At 64.4% G+C, this 18,540-nt stretch carries 18 protein-coding genes and 1 riboswitch; of the genes, 7 read left to right on the forward strand and 11 right to left on the reverse strand.

Annotated elements, in window-relative coordinates; genetic code table 11:
* Positions 1-86 precede the first annotated feature (86 nt).
* A complete protein-coding gene (locus O0881_RS15990; RefSeq protein ID WP_099664963.1) occupies positions 87-512 on the forward strand; it encodes an OsmC family protein in 426 nt (141 codons plus the stop codon).
* Here O0881_RS15990 and O0881_RS15995 read toward each other — a convergent pair.
* The 11 genes from O0881_RS15995 to glyA form a co-directional block, all read right to left on the reverse strand.
* Entirely contained in the window at positions 509-1,903 is a 1,395-nt protein-coding gene (locus O0881_RS15995; RefSeq protein ID WP_289912143.1) for a hypothetical protein, read from the reverse strand. The two genes, O0881_RS15990 and O0881_RS15995, sit on opposite strands and share 4 nt — an antisense overlap.
* A 99-nt stretch (positions 1,904-2,002) precedes the next feature.
* The gene (locus O0881_RS16000) at positions 2,003-2,638 is read right to left on the reverse strand and encodes a riboflavin synthase (protein WP_034786589.1); all 636 of its coding nucleotides are present in this window, start codon (positions 2,636-2,638) and stop codon (positions 2,003-2,005) included.
* Between the two features lie 181 nt (positions 2,639-2,819).
* Entirely contained in the window at positions 2,820-3,920 is a 1,101-nt protein-coding gene (gene ribD, locus O0881_RS16005) for a bifunctional diaminohydroxyphosphoribosylaminopyrimidine deaminase/5-amino-6-(5-phosphoribosylamino)uracil reductase RibD (protein WP_289912144.1), read from the reverse strand.
* A 35-nt stretch (positions 3,921-3,955) separates the two neighbouring features.
* Positions 3,956-4,552 (reverse strand): GspH/FimT family protein, encoded by a 597-nt coding sequence (locus O0881_RS16010; RefSeq protein WP_354670218.1) that lies wholly within the window; start codon positions 4,550-4,552, stop codon positions 3,956-3,958.
* 57 nt (positions 4,553-4,609) lie between these two features.
* A complete protein-coding gene (locus tag O0881_RS16015) occupies positions 4,610-5,113 on the reverse strand; it encodes a type IV pilin protein (RefSeq protein WP_289912149.1) in 504 nt (167 codons plus the stop codon).
* 58 nt (positions 5,114-5,171) lie between these two features.
* On the reverse strand, positions 5,172-9,134 hold the full coding sequence (locus tag O0881_RS16020) for a PilC/PilY family type IV pilus protein (RefSeq protein WP_289912151.1): 3,963 nt from the start codon (positions 9,132-9,134) through the stop codon (positions 5,172-5,174).
* On the reverse strand, positions 9,131-9,715 hold the full coding sequence (locus tag O0881_RS16025) for a pilus assembly protein (RefSeq protein WP_289912153.1): 585 nt from the start codon (positions 9,713-9,715) through the stop codon (positions 9,131-9,133). The genes O0881_RS16020 and O0881_RS16025 overlap by 4 nt, the downstream gene beginning before the upstream one ends.
* Before the next feature lie 84 nt (positions 9,716-9,799).
* Positions 9,800-10,759 (reverse strand): PilW family protein, encoded by a 960-nt coding sequence (locus tag O0881_RS16030; protein ID WP_289912154.1) that lies wholly within the window; start codon positions 10,757-10,759, stop codon positions 9,800-9,802.
* Positions 10,756-11,346 carry a type IV pilus modification protein PilV gene (pilV, locus tag O0881_RS16035; RefSeq protein WP_289912155.1) on the reverse strand — a complete coding sequence of 197 codons (591 nt, stop codon included), beginning with the start codon at positions 11,344-11,346 and terminating at the stop codon, positions 10,756-10,758. Before pilV ends, O0881_RS16030 begins: the two co-directional genes overlap by 4 nt.
* 221 nt (positions 11,347-11,567) lie before the next feature.
* Complete coding sequence (nrdR, locus tag O0881_RS16040; protein ID WP_077401309.1) at positions 11,568-12,029, reverse strand: transcriptional regulator NrdR; 462 nt, start codon at positions 12,027-12,029, stop codon at positions 11,568-11,570.
* Positions 12,030-12,173: 144 nt separating this feature from the next.
* Positions 12,174-13,421 (reverse strand): serine hydroxymethyltransferase, encoded by a 1,248-nt coding sequence (gene glyA, locus O0881_RS16045; protein WP_034786580.1) that lies wholly within the window; start codon positions 13,419-13,421, stop codon positions 12,174-12,176.
* Between the two features lie 111 nt (positions 13,422-13,532).
* Positions 13,533-13,657, reverse strand: a riboswitch (ZMP/ZTP riboswitch).
* 314 nt (positions 13,658-13,971) lie between these two features.
* Here glyA and ybgC point away from each other — a divergent pair.
* The 6 genes from ybgC to pal are packed head-to-tail and all read left to right on the forward strand — an operon-like array spanning position 13,972 to position 18,467.
* Positions 13,972-14,373 carry a tol-pal system-associated acyl-CoA thioesterase gene (gene ybgC, locus O0881_RS16050; protein WP_046682324.1) on the forward strand — a complete coding sequence of 134 codons (402 nt, stop codon included), beginning with the start codon at positions 13,972-13,974 and terminating at the stop codon, positions 14,371-14,373.
* A 47-nt stretch (positions 14,374-14,420) separates the two neighbouring features.
* A complete protein-coding gene (tolQ, locus tag O0881_RS16055) occupies positions 14,421-15,110 on the forward strand; it encodes a protein TolQ (protein WP_034759183.1) in 690 nt (229 codons plus the stop codon).
* 15 nt (positions 15,111-15,125) lie between these two features.
* Positions 15,126-15,566 (forward strand): ExbD/TolR family protein, encoded by a 441-nt coding sequence (locus O0881_RS16060; RefSeq protein WP_223278896.1) that lies wholly within the window; start codon positions 15,126-15,128, stop codon positions 15,564-15,566.
* A gap of 48 nt (positions 15,567-15,614) precedes the next feature.
* Positions 15,615-16,628 carry a cell envelope integrity protein TolA gene (tolA, locus tag O0881_RS16065; RefSeq protein ID WP_289912157.1) on the forward strand — a complete coding sequence of 338 codons (1,014 nt, stop codon included), beginning with the start codon at positions 15,615-15,617 and terminating at the stop codon, positions 16,626-16,628.
* Positions 16,625-17,902: a Tol-Pal system beta propeller repeat protein TolB gene (tolB, locus tag O0881_RS16070; RefSeq protein WP_289912158.1), complete on the forward strand. Its 1,278-nt coding sequence runs from the start codon at positions 16,625-16,627 to the stop codon at positions 17,900-17,902. Before tolA ends, tolB begins: the two co-directional genes overlap by 4 nt.
* 43 nt (positions 17,903-17,945) lie before the next feature.
* Positions 17,946-18,467 (forward strand): peptidoglycan-associated lipoprotein Pal, encoded by a 522-nt coding sequence (gene pal, locus O0881_RS16075; RefSeq protein WP_034786578.1) that lies wholly within the window; start codon positions 17,946-17,948, stop codon positions 18,465-18,467.
* Positions 18,468-18,540: the final 73 nt, after the last annotated feature.

Consider the following 18,540-nt stretch of genomic DNA (forward strand, 5'->3'; position numbering starts at 1 on the left):
GCCTTGCAAAGAGCATAAGATCGACCAGTCACCGCCACGGCGCTGACGCCCCATTCGCAGCGACACCCCCACACAGGAGCGGCACTATGAAAACCAACGGATCGGCCATCTGGTCAGGCGGCATCAAGGATGGCAAGGGCGCCATCAGCACGCGCAGCGGCGCCTTGCAGGAATACCCCTACGGCTTTGCCAGCCGCTTCGAAGGCAAGCCGGGCACGAATCCCGAGGAACTGATCGGCGCCGCCCACGCGGGTTGCTTCACCATGGCCCTGTCGCTGATCCTTGGCGAAGCGGGCCTGACGGCGGAAAAGATGGAAACGACGGCCGAAGTGACCCTCGACAAGGTGGACGACGGCTTTGCCATCACGGCCGTCCATTTGATCCTGAAAGCAAAAATCCCCGGCGCCAGCCAGGCTCAATTCGAGGAATTGACGGCCAAGGCCAAGGCCGGCTGCCCCGTGTCGAAGCTGCTCAAAGCCAATATCACGCTGGACGCCACCCTGCTGCCCTAGATTTTCGTCACGGGCTTGACGGGCTCCACGGCAGCGACGGGCGCCACCAGCGGCAGGCGCGAGTCGCTGGCCGGCAATGGCCGGTTCATCAAGCCGGGATTCAAGGCTGCATTGTTCAGGTTATACGCGGCGATGGCCGCCGCCACGGACGGGTCTTGCGACGACGGCGGCGGCACGGCCATGCCCGCGTTTTGCGCGGCCAGCTCTTGCGCCTGCACATTTTGCTGGGCCAGCTCGGCTTGCGCCGTCGCCAGGCCCGCATCGGCTTGTCCCTGCGCTGCGCGCGCCAGCGACTGCGCACGATCGGATGCCGCCTGGGCCGCCATCTGCACGTCGCTTCCGGCCAGCTGCGTCCGTACCGCATCGTCCGCCGCCGCTTGCGCCTGCTGCTGCAAGCCCTGCTGCCGTACCTGCCCCTGGCGCAGTTCGTCCACGCGCGCAGCATCCTGTTGCTGCGCCTGCTGATCTGTATTCATGCGTTCGGCATCCAGGCGCTGGGCATCGACGCGCAGGTTGTCCGTGCGCTGCGTCTGCAGCAAGTCCGCGGCATTGTCGGCCTGTTGCGCTGGCGGCTGGGGCCGCAGTTCCTGCAAGTCCAGGTTCAGTTCTTCCGCTTCCAGTTGCTGCTGCAGTTCCAGTTGCCGCTGCGCAATGGCGGCTGTCTGCGGCAGTGCCGCGTCGACGGGCTGCTGCGCGGCCTGCGACGCATGTACGGCGCCGGACGGCAGTGTTTCTCCCGTCAAATCCGCTTCGACACCGGCCGCCAGCGGCGCGCCCTGCTGCCGGGCCAGCACGGCGCCTACCTGCGCCAGCACCTCCGTTCCCTGTTGCAAGGCATCCAGGGTGGCATTGCTGTCGGCCGCATACGCGGCTTGCAACGTTGCCGCATCGACATCTTCATTGCGCAAGTCGATGCCGATGCGGGCCAGTTGTGCTTGCGTAAGCAAGCTGCCGTCCTGCGCCAGCGCCGTGGCCGCATCCGTCGTGCCGTCGCCCGACAATAAATCGTAGCGCTGCGCCAGGCTGCCCGGCGTGTCGCCAGCCGTCGCCAGCTGGCTGGCGTCGATGCCGCTCGTTTGCAGCTGGGCAAACGATTCCGTCAGTTGCCGCGCCAGCGCCAGCAAGTCGTCATTGACATTCACAGGGGTATTGGCCGCCCTGGCCTCTTCCGTGGCGCCCTGCAAGGCCAGCAGTTGCCGGCGCGACAAGGCCACGCCGGACAGGAACTGGCCCAGCGGGGAGATGTCTACCTGTGTCGAGGAAAGTATTGCAAGGGCCGCCGCCGCGCCGGATGCCGGCACGGGCTGCGCCGGCGCCAGAGGTGCCGTTGCGCCCACGCGGGACGTGGCCGGGATGGTGTTGGGCACGGTTGCGCGCGAAATCGGGTCCATGGCTAGCCTCCACTGCGGAAAGCTTCATAGTATGCGCGTCTGCAAGAAAAGCAACACACGCCTGGCAAGGCGGCTGTGTTGCCCTGTTCAGTTCTTATATCAGGCGGCGGCCTTGTCCAGCGACAGCATGCGCTCGACATAGCGGGCGATCAGGTCGATTTCCAGGTTGACCTTGCCATCGACCGTCAAATGTTTCAGGGTCGTCATGGCGATCGTGTGCGGGATCAGGTTGATCGAGAAGCGGCAGCCGTTGACGGCGCCCGCGCCCAGGTCTTCCACGCGGTTGACGGTCAACGACACGCCATTGACGACGACGGAACCCTTGAAGGCCAGGTATTTCGCCAGTTCGTGCGGCGCTTCGATCACCAGTTCCCACGATTCGCCCACGGCTTCGAACTTGCGCACGATGCCCAGGCCGTCGACGTGGCCGGACACCAGGTGGCCGCCCAGGCGCTCGGCCAGGGTCAGGGCTTTTTCCAGGTTCACTTCCGTGGTGGTATCGAGGCCCACGGTGCAATTGAGGCTTTCACGCGAGACATCGACGGCAAAACCCGTGTCCGACTTTTCCACCACCGTCATGCAGGCGCCATTGATGGCGATCGAATCGCCCAGGGCCACGTCGGCCAGCGGCAAACCGCCCGCGTGAATATTCAGGCGCACGCCTGCATCGAGGCCGCCGTCGAGCGGTTGCACGGTTTCAATTTTGCCAATAGCGGCAACAATTCCTGTAAACATGAACTAACCCTATAAAAAGTGTAAAAATATTAAAAACGCCTGTCAAAACTTACTGCGCGTCGTAATTTGCGGCCTACGATGCTCACTGCCTCGGCGGCCCCGTACTTCGTACAGCTGCGCTTCTCGGGCCAACGGGGGGCGCCGAGCCTTCCTTGCGCTCGCTACGGTTTTCTCAGGCGTTTTAATTGCGCTGGGCGAATCTTGCAAGGATACGCACATCTTCGCCCACTTGCTGAACCTGGTGAAATTGCAAAGTGCGCTGCTGCTTGATATCCGTCAAGGCGGGCAAGGCAAACATGCCTTGCGCATCGCCCAGCAAGGTGGGCGCCAGGTAGACCAGCAACTCGTCGACACAGCCTTCGCGGATCAGCGAACCGTTCAGTTTGGCGCCTGCCTCGACGTGGACTTCATTGATTTGCCGGCGTCCCAGTTCCAGCATCAGCGCGGCCAGGTCGACCTTGCCGGCCGCGTTCGGCAACAGGATGACTTCGGCACCCAGCGCCTGCAGTTGCGCCTGTTTCTCCGGGTTGGCAACGGCCGCCACGATCCACGTGCCGCCGCCCTGCAAGATGCGTGCGTCGAGGCTGATGTCGAGCCGGCTGTCGACGACGATGCGGCGCGGCTGGCGCGGCGTCTCGACGGCGCGCACGTTCAGTTGCGGATCGTCCGCCTTGACCGTGCCGATGCCCGTCAGGATGGCGCAGGCGCGCGCGCGCCAGGCGTGGCCGTCGGCGCGCGCTGCTGGCCCCGTGATCCACTGGCTCTGGCCATTGTGCAAGGCCGTCATGCCGTCCAGGCTGGCCGCCGTTTTCAAGCGCACCCACGGCTTGCCGCGCTGCATGCGCGAAAAGAAACCGATATTCATTTCATGCGCCTCGTCGGCCAGCACATCCGTCGTGACGGCAATGCCGGCCGCTTCCAGCTTGGCCAGCCCCTGCCCCGCCACCAGCGGATTCGGATCCGTCATGGCGGCCACGACGCGGCCCAACCCCGCGCGCACGAGCGCATCGGAGCATGGCGGCGTGCGGCCATGGTGGTTGCACGGTTCCAGGGTGACATAGGCTGTAGCGCCGCGCACATCGTTGCCACGCGCCGCCGCATTGGCCAAGGCTTGCACCTCAGCATGATCCTGCCCGGCCGCCTGCGTCACGCCGGCGCCGATCACCTGGCCATCCTTGACGATCACGCAGCCGATGCGGGGATTGGGCGAGGTCGTGTACAAACCGCGCGCCGCCCATTCCAGCGCCAGGCGCATGCCATCGATATCGTTGAGTATTTCCACGGGCTTCTTTGATAGTGAGTGATAGGTGAGTCGGATTACGAACTGTCGGCCACACCGCTGCAATTGGCCGCTTGCTGCTGCGGGTCGCACACGCGCACCCTGCCCAGCATATTGATTTTAATATGGCGCACCTGCTTTCCCAAAGCCAGGGACAGGGTACCCCAGCGCGCCGCCAGACTATTGGTCGCGCTGCAACTGCGGCCTGCGCCATTGTAGGCGATATAAAACGGCGCCGTGGCCGACGAAAACGCGAACTGGGCCGTGATGCCCTCCGGCAGCGGCCCCTGGCGGAACAGCAATTCGTCATCGCCATCGAACGCCAGGTTGGCATTGCGGTCGATGAATGCCAGCCAGCCCGTGCGCCAATCCACGCCACCGGGCCCGGCCGGCATCAGCAGCACGCGCTGCCCCCGCGCCATCGCCTGCGCCCGCGTCAATTCGATGGCCGAGAACAAGTCCGTGGCCGCCGCCCGTACCTGCTGGCGCGCCAGCACCTGCTGCAGACTGGGCATGGCGGCGGCCGCCAGCAGCGCGGCAATCGCCAGCACGGCCAGCAATTCGAGCATGGTATGCCCCGCCCGATGTGGCTGCGTGTGCGAACGGGCAAACCAGGACCGGCCGCAGGAAGGCAAAAGGCGACATGAGAGTGAATCCCCCCTGCCTCGTGCCCGCGCCAGCGCAATCATGGCCTAGGGCCAGCAATGACTGGCGGGGCCGCTGCTGCCGCGCAGGCCCGTGCTGTTCAAGGACAGGATGCCGCAATCGGCATCCTGGAATTGCGCATCGACCTTGGCCGTGCCCGGCATGGCCCGCAACAGCACGCATTGCCCGATAGTCGCGCCGGGGCAGGCCAGCGCCTCGATTTCATACGCGCTGCCGGTAGCCGGTCCTTCGCCGGACCACCAGGGAAACTGCTGCGCCTGCGGCGCGGGCGACGCCGAGGAAAAGGCCAGATAGTGATTGTTTTGCGAATAATAGCGCTCCTGTTGCTGCATCAGGCGCAGCAGGGCCGCCTGCCCCTGCACCCGCTTGGCGCGCACGACATGGCCGTGATAAGCGGGCGCGGCCAGCGCCAGCAGCAGGCTCACGATCGCCAGCACGGCCAGCAGTTCGATCAGGCTGAAGCCCGGCGGGTTGGCAGCAAAAGCGCCTCCGTTTGCAGTGCGCCAGTTCCGCCTTGCCAACGTCCCCATGCGATTTCCCCCTTTCCAAAAAGCGCCAGCCGATACGCTGCGCCGGCCTTGCCCACGCCTATTTTTTCTTGGCCGCCTCGTGCAATTCGCGCCAGTTCGCCACTTCACGCCAGCTGAGGCGCCGGGCCGGCAGCGATGCGCTGACGACCTTGAGCGCCGCCCCGCTGCCTGCGCCGGGCAAGCCCGGTTGCAGCACGGCCAGTTCCTTGCGCCCCTCGGCCCGCCCTGCCGCCGTCGGGGCGCCCACCGTGCTGTTCAGTTCGAGCGCCAGCGGCGGCGCGCGCGCCAGGCCATCGAACAAGCGCCCCGTCTGCGCGCCCGCCTGCACGACACCGGCACCATCGGCGGCAAAACCGCTCAGCACATCGAGCACGTACAGGCGCGTGGCCGGCTTGGAGCAAGGGTCGCGCCCCGGCAAGACGGTGTTGAAGATCACCTTGCCGGCGGCCAATACGGGACTGCTGACGCTGCGTTCGCCCGTCTGCGCGGTCTGCATAAAATCGAGGTACCAGCCGCGCATGGCGTCGCTGCCCGTGTAGCGCAATTCGGCGCCGTCGACGCGCACGCCGCCCGTCGCCTCGCCCAGGCTGCGCTGCTCCAGGTCGGCCCGGCTGCGCGTGGAAGATGATTCCCGCACATCGTCGTGCACGGCATAAAACGATTGCGACAGGAAGGCGGAAGGCCAGGTATCGGCCGCTTCGACCAGCTTGCCCGTGCCGAACAGCAGCACATAGCCGCCTCCGGGCGCGTAGGCCACGCTCAGTTGCTGCGTCACGGGCTGGCGCCGGCCTTGCGCATCGCGCGCGACAAAGACGAGCTTGCGTCCCTGCCCCTCCTTCCACGGCGGCCCGCCAGCCATGTCGAGGCGCCAGATATTGCCCTGCAAATCGCCCGCATACATGTACGCCAGCGCGCCGTCGCTGCCCGGCACCACGGCGGGCGGACCCAGCGCCTGGGGCATGGCGTCCGCGTCCACCTCAGCATCCACATTCGCATTCGCACCAGCGTAATGGCCGCCGCCACTCGCCACGGGCACCTTGAGGCGGAAGTAATTACTTCCCAACACCCATGGCGTGCCGGGGGCCTTGTCCAGCGCCAGCAGGAAGATGGCGGCGGCCGACGCGGGCGCCGTCGTGTCCTTGCCATCGTTCACATAGTTGTTGTAACCGCTGGCGACGATGGCGAAATCGCGGTAGGCCGGCGCGCCCTCCTTGCCGCCCATATTGATGCGGGCGAAGGCGGGCGGCGCGCGCACATTGCCCATCAGCCTGTCGTCGCGGTCAGTAAATTCCCACAGCGCCCCGTCTTGCGCGAAGCGCGCCGGGTCCGTGATGTCGAGCGCAAACACGCCCTGCGCCCCGCCGCCCATGCCCGACACCAGCACCGTCTTCCAATGTCCCAGCGCCAGCACTTCCGCCGTGGCCGCCGCGCCGTCGAGCAGCGGGCCGGAGCTGTAGTGAGTGCTTGCAGCGGCTGGCGCAAGGTGCAGCAGCGCTTGCGCCAGATAGGCAAACAATTCGCTGCCCGTGCGCGCATCGAAGGCATGCAACAAGCCGTCGCTGGCGCCCAGGTACAGCATTTTGCGCCGCTGCAGCAGCGCCTGGCGGTGCAAGCCATAGCCGGCGCCCGGCATGCCCAGCCCGGGCGCGCCCACGTACAGCAGATTGCCGTATGGCGCCGCGCCCAGGCTGCCTGACCTGCGCCGCAGGAAGCCGCCTGGCTGGCCCACCTCGTGCGTGCGCTGGCCCAACAGGTACGCCAGGCGCGCCTCGCCCCGGCCATCGCCACTGTCGAATGCGCCGCGCTGCGCTGCGTCAAGGCGGTTCCAGGCCAGCGGCATCAGGCTGCCCTGGGCGTCGAGCGTGTAGACGGGACGCAAGGACGCGGGCGCGCCATCCGGCACGGGCTTGTCCTGTCCGCTGGCAGTCCACCATGGCTTGCCAGGAAGCAATGCGCCATCGGCACCCACGGCAAACGCGGTGCGCGACAAGGTCATGCCGCCATCGGCCAGGCGCAGCTGCGTCTGGAACCAGTATGCCTCTTCCGTGCCGGTGGCCAGCGCCATCAGGGCCGGTCCTGCGAGCGCCGCCGGCAAGGTGCCCTTATCGGCTGCCGCGAAGGCTGCGCGCAGTCCCGCGATCAGGGCGGCAGGATCGCTACCGGGCAAGTAATGGCCGGGCCAGCGGCCGTCCAGGCTCCATTCATCCAGCGCGCCGCCCGTCGCGCTCTTGAAGGGGTTGGCGTCGCCATTCGCATCGAGAAAGCCGCCATACTTGGACGCCAGCAGCAAGGGGGTGGCGGCGGGAGTGGCGGCAGATTCGCCGGCCGGGTCGCCCTGGCGCAAGTCGCCCGCATAGTGCTCGACCTTTGCACCGCCGTCGTTCTTGCCGCCGGGACGCAAGGCCTGCACGTGCGACCAGTAGGCCAGGCCCGCCGCATGGTAGCTGGCGCCGCCCGCCCCGTCAGCCAGCAATTCCAGCGCCGCCAGCTCCGGCCGTGGTGCGGGATTGCCGGGCGTGCCGCCGCTTTCCAGGCTGCCCACCGCATGCGTCCAGGCCATCGCATCGAACGGCGGCGGCACAAAATTGTCCGGCGCGCGGGCGCGGTCGCCGGATGCGGCGGGAGTGACCGGGACATTGCCGGGCACGTAACGGTCGCCCGCCATGCCCGCATCGCCGAGGCTGACGACGATATGCCGCTGGCAACTGGCCGTTTGCGGGTCGCTCCATTGGGTCACGACCGGCAAGCCGTCGTCGATGGCAGGCGGAGCCGTCACAGGCGGCACCGGGGCGCTCGCTTGCCGTCCCTGCAGGTAGCGCAGCGATTCGTACAGCAATTCGGCCAGCGGCGCCGCCCTGGCGTACGCGCCAGGATGCCCTGCATTGCCGCGGCCCAGGCCATTGATGTAAGCGGTCACCCCGCCGCCAAGGCCCGCGCCCTGGGCCACAGCTTCGGCCACATACACGCCGGTGGCGGGATGCCACTCGGCGCCGGCATTGTCTTGCGGCAAATAGTCGGGCGCCGTCCAGCGCTGCCTGCCCACATGGGCCAGCGGCGCGCGCAGCACGCCGCCATACACGGGGCCGGCGCTGGCGGGCATGCCGTTCAAATGGCCAAACACGCCCACGCGCACCCTGCCGCCATGGCGCTGCACGCCCCCCACCGGCTTGTAGTTCTTGCCATACGCCAGGCACAAGTCGTCGCGCAGCGGCCCCTCGTCAGCGTCGCACACGCGCACGCGCGCGAGGAACACCCCGTGCGTGGCAGCAAGGCCAGGCGCATCGCAAGTGCCGCCCGCAGACTGGCCAAGGCTGGCGTCGCCGAACAGCAGGCGGTTGCGGCAGGAAACGATGGCCAGTTGCGCCAGCGCAAATGGCGTCGCCGCCGCCACGCCGGCCTGCAAGACCTTGCGCGGGAAAAAGACGGGGTGGGCAAAAAAGTCGATGGGGCTGTCGGCGTCAGGCAGGTAGGCGCGCTGCAGCACCGTCTTGCGCACTTCGTCGATGACGCGGTCGCCGCCCGTCAGCGCGTAGCGGACGAGGTCGAGCATGCTGGTGCTGGCCCAGTTGAGAAAGTTGCCGCTGAAACTGTCGCCGCCGCAACCGTGCAGCGCATCGGCCGGCTTCAGCACGGAGAAGTAAGCGGTCGCTACGCGCAAGTCCGGCAGCATGACGCCATCCTTGCTGCGATACGGGTAGCTGTAGCACATGCGCGCATGGAAGTACCCTGCATACTCGCGCTGCGGCGCATACTCGCCGCCATGCGCGGCAGCGGCTGCCGCATGCGTGAGGGACAGGTTGAGCAACAGATTCGGCGGCACCCTGGCGCCGTGCAAGCCCGCGTCGGCCCGTGCCAGCGTCACCGGCGGGACGGCGGCGGCAAGGGCGCCGCCGCAACAGAGGCTAGCCAGGCAGGCCAGCAGCAACAGCCAGACGCAGCCGGCATGCCGCCGGGCAAACCGCAAAGCAGGCCACAAAGTGGACGGCAAAGTGGGCGGCAAGATGAACCACGACGCCCTCATGGCCCCACTCCAGCCGCCTGCTTGCGGTAATAAGTTTGCAACACGACTTGCGTGCTTTCCTGCGCGCCAAAACCGATGGCCGTGATGCGGTACACATAGCTTTCCGTGGCCAGGCCGCCAACTACTGCCGTGGCCTGCGCGCCGGGCGGGTGAAACGGCAGCAGTTCGATAAGGTAGCGGGGCCGGCGCGACGGCAGGAAACCCTGCCCCGTCTGCATGACGGCGCCCGTAAACTGGCCATACGGCACGGCGCGGCTGCTTCCTTCGGCGCCATCGAGGTCCATGCTCAACCAGAGGGCCGGCGCCTCCGGGGCCGCGGGCAGGCACAGGCCTAGCGCGCCCCCCTCGCCGCAGCCGTCCGCGAACCCGGCCGCACTGCCTGGCGCGAAGAGGCTGCTGCGTCCCGGCGCGCCGGGAAAGCCTTCGATATCGTTCTGCGCATCCACCAGAGCCTCCTCCGCCGCCTGAAACGCGATCTGCCGGTCGCGCTCGCCGCGCGCCGCCTTTTCTCCCTGCAAGGCCATCTGCGCCGCCGAAATGCCCAGCAGCAAGATGATCACCAGCAGGCACAGCACATACACGAGGGTGGCGCCGCAGCATCGCGCACGAGGTGGGCACCAAGGCACGCAACAGCGGACGCCCGCGCCAGCCATCGCGCCGCCCGCCTAGGCCGGCCCGTTGCGCAGCATGATGCTCGTCTGCACCAGTTGCCGCAGCCGCGAACGCGTCGCGGCAGGCAAGGATGCGCGCGCGATGCGCACGCCCGTGTCGCCGGCGCCATGCGCCTCGGCATACGCCTTGCCGAACAGGTCGAACTGCACCGGCCCCAGTTCCGCCATCTTGTCAGCCGGTCCCGCCTCGCCATGCAGCAACAGCGCCACGCGCACGCTGGCCACGCGTTTCCAGTGCGTGCGCCGTTGAAAATCGCGCTGGCGCGCAGCCGCGTCCGCCCCCTCCAGCAGCAGCGCCGCATCGTAGGCGTCGAGCGCGCTGGCATTGACATAGCGGTTCGCCACGCCGTCTGGCGGCGTATCCGTGTCGAGGCCATACAGTACCTGGAAAGCATCGACGCCACGGATGACGGCGTCCGCGCCCCAGCCGTTCGTGCCGCGGTATTTGCAGCGCAGCTCGCCTTCGCCATCGGCGCCCTGCGCCACGTAGAAAATGCTCCAGCCCCGCTGCGCCTCCGTTTGCGCGGCGCCCACGCCGAAGCCGGCGCAATTGAGGACGGAACCGTCGCCGCCCTCTTCCTTGCCGGCGCCGTAATAGCGCAGGGCCAGCACGTCGCTGCCATGCAGGGCGCCGGGCAGCGCGCCGCTGATGCCGTCGCTGTTCTTGCCCAGGCTGCGCGCGTCGAGCCCGGCGATATTCGCGCTGTCATAATCGGCATGGGCGACGGGCGCGGCGCTGCTATCCCAGTTCACATACGCCGTCTGGCGCACGGCGCGGGCGATGGCGTCGAGCGCATAGCGGGCGTTGTCATCCAGGCGAGCGCTGGCGGACTGGTCGCCATAGCTGCCGCTGGCCGCCAGCAGCACGCTACTGGCGGCCAGCATCAACAGCGCACCGAGCGACAGGGCCACCAGCAATTCGACCAGGCTCATGCCACGATGCCCGCCGTTCATGCGCCGCCCCCGCCCAGCTGGAAAGCCAGCCTGGGCAGCGACTCGCCTGCCGCATTCACGGCGGGCGAGCCATCGGGCAGGCGGCCACGCCAGCCCAGCTTGATGACGATGGGTGCGCCCTTGCCGCCGCTGCACGCCCACTGCAAGCCCTGGGCGGCGGCGTCCCACGCGGCAAGGTCGCGGCAGATGCGCAGGCGCGCGCCGGGCAAGGCCGCATGCAGCCATTGCTTCCATTCGGCGATGTCGAATTGCGCCAGTTCGGCCGCGCTGCAGGCGGCAGCGCCAAGACAGTCCGGCGCGCCACCGCCAGCTTCGGCGCCGTCCGCCGCCGCGTAGGCCACGTTCAGGTAGGGATTGCCCGCATCGGGGCCATTCATGAGCACGTTATTCGCGCGCATGCGCTCGGCCATGCCGGCGGCCAGTTGCACGCCCGCCGACAGCAGCGCCGACTCGTGGCGCGCGCGCAGGGCGTTCAATTGCAGGATGCTGGCACCCAGCAGGCCCAGCGCCAACAGCAGCAGCGACACCAGCACTTCGACAAGGCTGCTGCCACCCGCAGGAAACATAGTGCGACCGTCCTTGTGCATGCGCTACTCCCTTCCGCAGAAAGAGCCACACAAACAGGCGGCCCAGCTACAAGATAGGCGCGCGCAAAAACCCGCGTCTGCGCTAGCGCAAACAGGACGATGATAAGTCGAGAAGAACGGCGGTGGGATTGATCAGACCGCTTGCCAGGCAAGCGCCGGCATGGTGAACACGGGGCGCAGGAGCGGCCCCATTGTCGGCAAAGTGAATGTCCGGGTGAGCGTCAGGGCTTGCGCGCCTGGCCCACTTCGGCGATCGCGTCCTGGAACTCGGCCAGGTCTTCGAAATTCTTGTAGACGGAGGCAAAGCGGATGTAGGCGATCTTGTCCAGGCGCTTGAGTTCCTGCATGACGAGTTCGCCGATATAGCCGGATTCGACTTCACGCAAGCCGCTGGTAAGCAGCTTTTCCTGGATGGACGCGATGGCCGTATCCACAGAGGCGGCCGCGACGGGACGCTTACGCAAGGCCAGCATCAAACTGCCGCGCAACTTATCCGCAGCGAACTCCGTCCGGCTGCCATTCTTTTTGACGACGGCCGGCATGATAAGTTCAATGCGTTCGTACGTGGTAAAACGCTTGTCACATTTGCCGCAGCGGCGGCGGCGCCGAATGGCATCCCCTTCCTCCGATACGCGCGTATCGAGAACCTGGGTGTCGCCGTGCTGGCAAAATGGACATTTCATGGGCTGGCTACAACTTTATAGTAATAATTACGGGAAATCGCCGCCCTTGTACAAAGGGCGCCCGAATCACTCCGGGCGCCCTTGGGCACGACTGGAATGTGTCATACAGAATCTTACTCCGTATGACACATTCTGGACAAATAATTATGCTGCGTACACAGGGTGCGCGTCGGCCAGTACTTTCACGGCCGCTTTCACGCGCTCGATGGTGGCTGCGTCATGCGGATTGTCCAGCACGTCGGCGATCAGGTTGCCCACTTCTTCCGCTTGCGCTTCCTTGAAACCGCGCGTCGTCATCGCCGGGCTGCCCAGGCGGATGCCCGAGGTGACGAACGGTTTTTGCGGGTCGTTCGGGATGCCGTTCTTGTTGCAGGTGATGTGCGCGGAACCGAGGATGGCTTCGGCTTCCTTGCCCGTCAGGTTCTTGGCGCGCAGGTCGACCAGCATGACGTGCGATTCGGTGCCGCCGGACACGATGCGCAGGCCGCGCTTGATCAGGGTTTTCGCCAGCACATCGGCGTTCTTGATCACTTGCTTCTGGTATTCGACGAATTCAGGGCTCAGCGCTTCCTTGAAGGCGACGGCCTTGCCGGCGATCACGTGCATCAGCGGGCCGCCCTGGATACCCGGGAAGATGGCCGAGTTGATGGCTTTTTCGTGTTCGGCCTTCATCAGGATGATGCCGCCGCGCGGGCCGCGCAACGATTTGTGCGTGGTCGAGGTGACGAAGTCGGCGAACGGCACCGGGTTCGGGTACAGGCCGGCGGCGATCAGGCCGGCGTAGTGGGCCATGTCGACCATGAAGTAGGCGCCCACTTCCTTGGCGATCTTGCTGAAGCGTTCGAAGTCGATCTTTTTCGAGAATGCCGACGCGCCGGCGATGATCAGCTTGGGCTTGCGTTCGCGGGCCAGGCGTTCCATTGCCTCGTAGTCGATGTCTTCTTCCGCCGTCAAGCCGTAGGAAACGACGTCAAACCATTTGCCGGACATGTTCAGCGGCATGCCGTGGGTCAGGTGACCGCCTTCGGCCAGCGACATACCCATGATCAGGTCGCCCGGTTTCAACATGGCGAAGAACACGCCCTGGTTCGCCTGCGAGCCGGAGTTCGGCTGCACGTTCGCGCATTCGGCGCCGAACAGCTGTTTCACGCGGTCGATGGCCAGTTGCTCGGCCACGTCGACGTATTCGCAGCCGCCGTAGTAGCGCTTGCCCGGGTAGCCTTCGGCGTACTTGTTCGTCAGCTGCGAGCCTTGCGCTTCCATTACGGCTGGCGACGTGTAGTTTTCCGACGCGATCAGTTCGATGTGGTCGTGCTGGCGCGTGTTCTCTTTTTGAATGACGGCGAACAATTCAGGATCGACGTTGGCGAGGTTGTGATCTTTTGCAAACATGTAAAAACTCCAAGTATGAGGGTGCTTGTACTGGCAGGTTGGATCGAATGAGGGGAGCCGGCGTTAAGTGAATAACAACATTGGACAGGCAGCCTCTTCGTGCTTTTCCATAGTGGCTACCCAGGCGAACGGCTGATGAAAAATCTCACGTTTCCCGGTGGGTGCCCACCTTTCGCCGGTTTGCCGACCGCCACTCATGGAGATCGCCCGACTTTTCGCCAGTCACGTGAGACGTAATGGAAGTCAAATTGTAAGTTAAGTACCCAAATTGAGCAAGGAATGCAACCGTGCGGCTATAATCGCCGCGCGCTATCGCAGCCCGGGCGCGGCCACAGGCCGCCCCGGGGATGGCCGCGGCTTTTAAGCTGGGCTTAAACCTGGCCATGGCATGTAAGCGTATGTTACGAAGCTTGCCATTGCACACGCCGGATTTACAATGCTGCGGTGCAACTTATATGCAGCTTTTGCATGGCTTTCCAGCAAGCGCCCACAGTCACAAGAAGAAAAATCGCGTAAAATGTTGCTCAATCTCACTACTGGCGCAATAAACATGCCTTCAGTCTTTACCTGGAACGTACGTGTCTACTATGAAGACACCGACGCCGGCGGCATCGTCTATTACGCTAACTACCTGAAATTCTTCGAGCGCGCGCGCACCGAATGGCTGCGCGCCATCGACGTGGGCCAGCAGGAATTGCTGGAACAGCATGACGCGATGTTCGTTGTCAAAAGCGTCAACGCCGACTATCATGCGCCAGCCAGGCTCGATGACACGGTAAGATTAACCTTAAGCATAGAAAAAATGGGGCGTGCCTCCATCGTTTTCCTGCAACAAGCCTGGTGCGGCGACCGCCTGCTCAACACGGCCCGCGTCAAGATCGGCTGCGTCGATTCGGCACTGCGCCCGCGCGCCGTGCCTGATGCAGTCGCGGCCCGCATGCGCGCCGCCTGAGCCCTACCCGCCACCTCCGGACAATTCACCCAACAGACTGCCAGCCAATGAACGTTACACAAGATCTTTCTTTCCTCGCGCTCATCTCCAATGCCCATTTGATCGTGCAACTGATCATGGCCCTGCTGCTGCTGATTTCCCTGACCAGCTGGACCTACATTTTCCGCAAGATGTTTGCCGTGCGCCAGGCGCGCAAGCAAACCATCGAATTCGAACGCAGCTTCTGGGCCGGCGGCAACCTGCATGCGCTGCACCAGAACGCCAGCGGCAACCGCGACCAGAGCGGCGCGCTGGCCCGCATCTTCGATGCCGGCATGGGCGAATTCATCAAGGGCAAGGCTTCCTACGGTTCGCGCGAAGCGCTGGACGTCGGCGCTGTGCTCGACGGCGCACGCCGCGCCATGCGCGCCGCCTTCCAGCGTGAAATGGACGTGCTCGAATCGCACCTGGCCTTCCTCGCGTCCGTCGGCTCCGTCTCGCCGTACATCGGCCTGCTCGGTACCGTCTGGGGCATCATGAACGCCTTCCGCGGCCTGGCCAACGTGCAGCAAGCCACCCTGGCCGCCGTCGCGCCCGGCATTGCCGAAGCGCTGATCGCCACCGCCATCGGCCTGTTCGCGGCCATTCCCGCCGTCGTCGCCTACAACCGTTTTTCGCATGACATCGACCGCCTGGCGATCCGCTTCGAGAGCTTCGTCGAGGAATTCTCCAACATCTTGCAGCGCCAGTCGCGCTAAGAGGGAGCAAGGTCCATGGGTTCCTCCTTTAATAGTGGCGGCATGCGCGGTGGCCGTGGCCGCAAGTTCAAGTCCGAGATCAACGTCGTGCCGTATATCGACGTGATGCTAGTGCTGCTGATCATTTTCATGGTGATGCCGTCGTCGAACAATCCCAGCGTGGTGAACTTGCCCAACGCGGAAAAGTCGGCGAAACCGCCCGATGACTATATTCAGATCGTGCTAAAGCCGAATGGTTCGCTGTCGATCGGCGTCATCGGCAAGGAACAGCTGTCGCCGGAAACGGAACCGAACCGCGACGCCCTGCTGCGCAAGCTGCGCGGTTTGCACGAAAGCAATCCCGACTATCCCGTGATGATCGCGGGCGACAAGGAAAGCAAGTACGACGATGTGATCCAGCTCATTTCGGAAGCGAAAAAAATGGGCATTACCCGCGTCGGCCTGGCCACCAAGTAAGCGCAGCACCCTGTTTCCAGACTTGACCGTTTTTAGATAGACTAGACTTTGCAGACCAAACAAATCGACCATGTACTCGGCAAGCCCTACAGCGTGCCGCGCGAACGCAGCCGCTGGCCCTCGCTGGGCCTGGCGCTGGCGATGCACCTTGGCCTGCTGTTTTTCCTGTGGGTGGGCGTACACTGGCAAAATACGGAACCTGTCGCCGTCGAAGCGGAAGTGTGGGACCTGAAAGTGCAGACGGCCGCGCCGCCGCCCGAAGTGGCGACGGAACCGGAACCGACACCGGCGCCGCCGCCGGAACCGCAAGTGGAACAGCCGGCCCCGCCGCCACCGCCGCCCGTGGCCGCGCCCGAGCCGAAGGTCGACCTGCGCGAGGCGGAGATCGCCCTCGAACGCAAGAAGGCCAAGCTGAAAGAAGAGAAAGCGGCAGCGGAAGAACGCCGCAAGCAGGAATTGAAGGAACGCGAGGAAGAAAAGCGCGAACTGGAAAAACAGAAGCAGAAAGAAAAAGACAAGGCTGAAAAGCTGGAAAAAGAAAAGGCCGACAAGCTGGAGAAAGCCAAGCAAGCCAAAGAGAAAGAAAAAGCGGCGGAAGAAAAAGCCGAGAAAGAACTGTCCGATAAAAAAGCGGCGGCCGAAAAAGCGGCCAAGGCGAAAAAAGCGGCGGAAGAGAAAAAAGCCGCCGACAAGGCGCGTGAGGCGGAAATGCGCCGCATCACGGGCGCTGCAGGTGCAGGCACAACAGGTACGGCCGCGAAAGCGACCGCGCCACGCAAGGACAGCGGCTATGTCGCTGCCCTGACGAGCAAGATCAAGAGCAATATCGCGTACAGCGGTAGCACGGACGTGCCGGGCAACCCGCGCGCCGTGTTCAAGATCGAGCAACTGCCAACTGGGGAAATTATTTCGGTCCGAAAGATTAAAAGTAGCGGCCTGCCGGCGTATGACAGCTCGGTGGAAAACGCCATTAATAAATCGTCGCCACTGCCGAAGAAAAAAGACGGCACCGTGGAACGCGAGATTGAACTCATATTCGAGATGAAGGATTTGCCTAAATGATGACCATGAAAAAAATGAGCTATGTCGTGCTCTGCGCCGGCCTGATGCTGGGAGCCGCCGGCGCCCAGGCGCAGCTGCGCGTGGAGATTACGGGGATCGGCAGCAACCAGATTCCGGTGGCTGTCGCCAGCTTCGTCAATGAATCGGCGGCGCCGCAGTCGCTGTCGGGCATTATCAAGGCCGACCTGGCGCGCAGCGGCGTGTTCAAGCTGATCGACGCCGATGCGCCCGTGTCGGAAACGGCGCCCGTCAGCTACGAGCAATGGAAATCGCGCGGCGCCGACGCGCTGGCGGCCGGCACCGTGCAAAGCATGGCCGATGGCCGCCTGGACGTGCGCTACAAGCTGTTCGACACCATCAAGGGCGCCCAGATCTCCAGCATGAACAATGCGGCCGCGCCGCAATTCAACCGCTTGCTGGCGCACAAGATCGCCGACGATATCTATGAAAAGTTGACGGGCGTCAAAGGCGCGTTCGCCACGCGCATCGCCTACGTCACGCAATCGGGCCGCGAATACCGCCTGGAAGTGGCCGACGCCGATGGCGAAGGCATCCAGGTCGCCCTGCGCTCGAACGAGCCGATCATTTCGCCATCATGGTCGCCGGACGGCACCAAGGTCGCGTATGTCTCGTTCGAAAAGAAAAAGCCCATCGTCTACGTGCAAAACCTGGTGACGCGCCAGCGCACCATCGTGTCGAATGAAAAAGGCAGCAACTCGGCGCCAAGCTGGAGCCCGGACGGCTCGCGCCTGGCCGTGGCCCTGTCGCGCGACGGCCATACCCAGGTCTACACCGTCAATGCCGACGGCAGCGGCTTGCGCCGCGTCAGCACCAGCAGCGGCATCGATACGGAACCCCAATTCTCGGCCGATGGCCAAAGCATTTATTTCACCAGCGATCGCAGCGGCGGACCACAAATCTACCGCATGTCGACCAGCGGTGGCGAAGCCAAGCGCGTGACGTTTGGCGGCTCCTACAACATCAGCCCGCGGATTTCATCCGACGGGAAGACACTCGCTTATATTTCCCGTCGCGACGGCAATTTCCAGCTCTACGCGCTCGACCTGGCTAGTGGCCAGGAACTGCGCCTGTCGGACACCGCCAACGACGAATCACCGAGCTTTTCGCCCAACGGGAAATATATCATGTACGCGACCGAATCCGGACGACGCAAGTCGCTGGCAGTGGTATCGGTGGATGGCCGCGTCAAACAGCGTTTGACTACGCAAGCTGGCAATATCAAGGAGCCCACCTGGGGTCCTTTTATGAAGTAAATGCTGTACAGTTTCACCTTTAACCATGACCCGGAGAATAAAAATGAGTAACTTTAAAAGTTTGGCTTTCATCGCCGCTACCGCAGCCCTGCTGTCCGCCTGCAGCACCCCAGTCAAAGTAGCAGAGACCCCAGTGGTTGAGCGCGCTCCTGAAAAAGTCGTCGCTCCAGTTGACACCCGTCAAGTTCAGCCAGTAACGACCGCATCGGTCGATCCACTGGACGATCCAAAAGGCGTGCTGGCTAACCGCAGCATCTACTTCGACTTCGACAAATACGTCGTGCGCGAAGCGGACACCCCAGTTGTGCAAAACCACGCTGGCTACCTGGTGAAAACGCCTAGCCGCAAGATCCTGATCCAAGGTAACACCGATGAACGCGGTGGCGCTGAGTACAACCTGGCCCTGGGCCAGAAACGTGCTGAAGCCGTGCGCAAGTCGATGGCAGCCCTGGGCGTGCCAGAAGGCCAAATGGAAGCCGTGTCGCTGGGCAAAGAAAAGCCTAAAGCTCAAGGCAGCAACGAAGCAGCATGGGCAGAAAACCGCCGCGCTGACATCGTTTATTGATGTTCAGGGGTGAGCGCGGCAGCATTGACGCTTACCTAACTGGCCAGTCATAGGCATAATAATGGGGCGCAGC

This window comes from Janthinobacterium sp. SUN100 (assembly GCF_030397705.1).
GTDB lineage: Bacteria > Pseudomonadota > Gammaproteobacteria > Burkholderiales > Burkholderiaceae_D > Janthinobacterium > Janthinobacterium kumbetense.